At 73.7% G+C, this 3,915-nt stretch carries 4 protein-coding genes; 1 reads left to right on the top strand and 3 read right to left on the bottom strand.

The window, feature by feature from the left end; all coding sequences use genetic code 11:
- The first annotated feature begins 193 nt into the window (after window positions 1–193).
- Window positions 194–1,702: a phytoene desaturase family protein gene (locus CCN44_RS01535; protein WP_167403928.1), complete on the top strand. Its 1,509-nt coding sequence runs from the start codon at window positions 194–196 to the stop codon at window positions 1,700–1,702.
- Between the two features lies 1 nt (window position 1,703).
- Here the strand turns inward: CCN44_RS01535 and CCN44_RS01530 are convergent, their stop codons facing one another.
- From CCN44_RS01530 to CCN44_RS01520, 3 genes are all read right to left on the bottom strand, one after another.
- Window positions 1,704–2,618 carry an SCO2102 family sporulation regulator gene (locus CCN44_RS01530; RefSeq protein WP_086696653.1) on the bottom strand — a complete coding sequence of 305 codons (915 nt, stop codon included), beginning with the start codon at window positions 2,616–2,618 and terminating at the stop codon, window positions 1,704–1,706.
- A 56-nt stretch (window positions 2,619–2,674) separates the two neighbouring features.
- Window positions 2,675–3,598 carry a methylenetetrahydrofolate reductase [NAD(P)H] gene (gene metF, locus CCN44_RS01525; protein WP_059248847.1) on the bottom strand — a complete coding sequence of 308 codons (924 nt, stop codon included), beginning with the start codon at window positions 3,596–3,598 and terminating at the stop codon, window positions 2,675–2,677.
- A gap of 108 nt (window positions 3,599–3,706) precedes the next feature.
- Window positions 3,707–3,915 (bottom strand): thiamine phosphate synthase (locus tag CCN44_RS01520; protein WP_208639689.1); only part of this gene is annotated, 209 nt, incomplete at its 5' end.

The raw sequence follows: 3,915 nt of genomic DNA, 5'->3' as shown, positions 1-3,915 counted from the left end.
GCGGCGGTCGTCGCGGCCGTCCTGCTGGCCGGCGGGCTGCTGACGCTGGCGTTCCTGGCCTCGCGCATCCGGCGCTTCCTGCGCCGCCGGGCCCAGCGCCGGGAGGAGCGGCGCCTGGCCTCAAGACGCCTGTGACCTGCGCCGGAGCCGCCCGGCGGCCGGATTGTCGGTGGCGGTCGATAAAGTCGCAGGCATGGCACGGATTGCGGTGATCGGCGCCGGGATGGGCGCGATGGCGGCTGCCGCCCGGCTGGCCGTCGCGGGCCACCGGGTGGTGGTGTACGAGCGGACGGAGACGTACGGCGGTGCGGTGCGCCGGTTCGAGCGGGACGGGTTCCGCTTCGACACGGGCCCGGGGCTGCTGACGCTGCCCGCCGTGTACCGCGATCTGTTCGTCAAGACCGGCAGGAAGCCGCTGGAGGAGTGCGTCGAGCTGGTCCAGGTCGACCCGTCGGCGCGGCACGTCTTCGCGGACGGCACGGAAGTGGCCCTGCCGAACGCCTCCCGCGCGGGTGTCGTCGCCGCTCTGGACGAGGCACTGGGCGCGGGCGCCGGCGAGCGCTGGGGCGAGTTCCTGGTGCGGGCCCGGGACGCCTGGGACCGTACCCGCCGGCCCCTGCTGGAGGAGCCGCTGTGGCCCAACTGGCAGGTGCTGGCCGACAAGGAACCGTATCCGGGCACCTCGTACAAGCGGCTGCTGCGCACCCATCGCGTGACCACGCTCCACGAGATCGGCAGGCGGGAGCTGCGCGACCCCCGGCTGGCCCAGCTGCTGGAGGGGTACGCGCTCGCGTACGGCGTCGATCCCGGCCTCGCTCCGGCGAGCGCGGCCGTGCTGGCGTACATGGAGCACGCCTTCGGCACCTGGTACGTGCGCGGCGGCATCCGGGAGCTGGCGCGCGCGGTGTACGAGCGGTGTGCCGAGCGCCGGGTCGAGTTCGTCTTCGGCGCCGAGGTCGTCCGGGTGCTGGAGAAGGACGGCCGGGCGGCCGGGGTGGAGCTGGCCGACGGGACGGCGGCCGAGGCGGACTTCGTCGTCGGCTCGGGGCCGTGGCGGCTGGCCGGCCTGACCGCGGGCCGGGAGCTGTACGGCGCGCAGGACGTGCCCCCCGCCCCGGAGGACCGGCACCCGGGCCGCGCGGTGGTGTGCCTGGCGCTGCGCGGCGCGCGGGAGCCCGGCGCCGCGCACCGCACGGTGGTGCACGCGACCGACCCCGAGGGGGATCTGGACCTGTTCCGGCACGGGGTGCTGCCCGATCTGCCGCAGGTCGTCGTGGACCGGCCGGACGACCCGGCCCTGCGTCCCGACGCGGACCACGAGTCCCTGGTGCTGACGGCCACCGTGCCGTCGGCCACGGAGTACGACTGGGCGGCGCCGGGGGCCGCGGACACCTTCGCGGACCGGCTGGTGGCCGCCGCCGAGCGCGCCGTGCCGGGGCTGCGCGAGCGGGTGCTGTGGCGGGAGGTCCGCACCCCGCTGGACACCGAGCGGGAGACGGGGGCCACGGGAGGCGCGGTGCCGCCGCCCGCGCTGGCCGGGGCGGAGGGTGTGCTGCACCCCGCCAACACCACGGCGGTACCGGGTCTGTTCTCCGTGGGCGGCTGGTCCCATCCCGGCGGCGGCCTTCCGCACGCCGGGATGTCGGGCGCGCTGGTGGCCGGGCTGATCGTGGAGGGGCCGGAGTTCCGCGGCTCGCGGTGACTCAGAAGCGGTACTGCTCGTCGTACCCGACCCCGGGCTGCGGCTGCTGCCCGCCCGGGGTGTGCGGATACGGCTGCTCCTGCGGGAGTTCGCCGCCGTAGCTCTCGTCGGTGCGCTGCTGCGGCACCCACACCCCGCCGGCCGGGGTCTCTCCGTAACCGCCGGGGGTGTACGGGTCCTGGGCGTAGCCCTGCTGCTGCCCGTACTGCTGGGCGTAGGGCTGGTCGTAGGAGCCGTAGGGCTGGGTGCCGATGTACGGGTCGGAGTAGTTCGCGTAGCCCTGCTGGCCCGTGCCGTCGTAGCCGTAGCCCTGCTGGCCGTAGCCCGAGTAGTCGTAGGCGTGGCTCTGCTGGGCGGCGGTCGCGTGGGCGGTGTCGCCGTAGACGCCGTAGTTGCCGGTGTCCTCGGGAAGGGGCTGCGGCTCGTAGACGGCGGTGGTCCCGGCGGCGGCCGGCTCGGCGGTGCGGGCGGCGGCCGGGGTGAAGACGTCGTCGCGGTCGTAGTCGTCGTCGTAGTCGCCCTGCGCCCGGCCGGAACCGTAGGCACCCTGGTCGCCGGCCTGGCCGGCGGCGGCGAAGTCGGGGGCGGACTCCTGCGGTTGCGGCTCGGACCGGTCCGCCCGGCCGCGGCGGCGCTTGCTGCCGCCGCCGGTCGCGGGGTCGGGCCGCTTGACCGCCCAGCCGGACGCGAAGCCGCGGCGGAACGACAGCGTGACGTAGGTCTGGCCGACCGCGAAGGCGATCGCGCCCAGCCCGATGACGATCACGGAGGGCATCAGCACGCCCACCACGACGCCGAGGAAGCCGGCGAAGGCCAGGAGGCGCCAGCGCAGCCGCGCCTTGTACTGCAACAGCACTTCGCCCAGCAACCACAGCGCGACGACGCCGAACGCGATGTAGAGGACCGTCCAGCCCATGTACGCCCCTCTCCCAGTGACCGCTACGCAGTGTGTCGTATCGCGGTGCGGCCGGTCTAGGCCTGCGGGGGGTGGTGCAGGCCCAGGTTCTCGTAGATTTCCAGGGTCGCCGTGGAGTTGTTGAGCGTGATGAAGTGCAGTCCGGGCACTCCCTCGGCCAGCAGCCGCGCGCAGAACTCCGTGGCGAACTCGATACCGATGGAGCGTACCGCCGCCGGATCGTCCTTCGCTGTGAGGATCCGCTCTTTCAGGGCGTCCGGGACGTGGGCGTTGCTGAGCTTCGGCAACCGCTCCAGCATTTTCACGCTGGTGACCGGCAGCACCTCCGGGATGACCGGGGTGTCGCAGCCCGCGGCCGCCACCCGGTCGCGCAGCCGCAGATACGACTCCGGCCGGAAGAACATCTGTGTGATGGCGTAGTCGGCGCCCGCCCGGCACTTGTCCACGAAGTGGGCGACGTCGGTCTCCCAGTCCGTGGAGCGCGGGTGCATCTCCGGGAACGCGGCGACGCCCACGCAGAAGTCGCCCGACTCCTTGATGAGCCGGACGAGTTCGGCCGCGTAGGTGAGGCCCTTGGGGTGCGCCACCCACTCGCCCATCGGGTCGCCGGGCGGATCGCCGCGCACGGCGAGCATGTTGCGGATACCGGCGTCCGCGTACTGGCCGATGATGTTGCGCAGCTCGGCGATGGAGTGGTCGACCGCGGTGAGGTGGGCGACCGGGGTCAGCGTGGTGTCCGCGACGATCTGCTGGGTCTCCTTGACCGTGCCCGCGCGGGTGGAGCCGCCGGCGCCGTAGGTCACGGAGACGAAGTCGGGGGCGACCGCTTCGACCCGCCGGAGCGCGCTCCACAGGTTCTTCTCGCCCTTGGGGGTCTTCGGCGCCGAGAACTCGAACGAGTACGTCGGCTTGCCGGTGGCGAGGATGTCGCGCACGGTGCGTGCGCGATCAGTCCTGGTGGATGCGGTTCCGAGGGCCATACGGGCAGGTTAGCCAGGGGTGGGCGGTCCCCCAACCGCAGGTCGGAAATTTGCCCGAATTGTCGGCTTCCTGTCCACCCCTTGGACAAAACCGCGGACAGCGGGGGGCTACGCCTTGCGCAGCCGCTCGGCGAACTCGCTCGCCGCCGCACCCGGGTCGGACGCCTCGGTGATCGCGCGGACCACGACGACCCGGCGGGCGCCCGCCTCCAGCACCTGGTCCAGGTTGCCGAGGTCGATGCCGCCGATGGCGAACCAGGGGCGGTCGGTGCCCAGGCCGGCCGTGTGACGGACCAGGCCGAGGCCGGGGGCGTGGC

The organism is Streptomyces tricolor, from assembly GCF_002155905.1.
Classification (GTDB): domain Bacteria; phylum Actinomycetota; class Actinomycetes; order Streptomycetales; family Streptomycetaceae; genus Streptomyces; species Streptomyces tricolor.
Note: the sequence above shows the minus strand (reverse complement) of the source record. Positions and strands in the feature narration are given on the sequence as shown.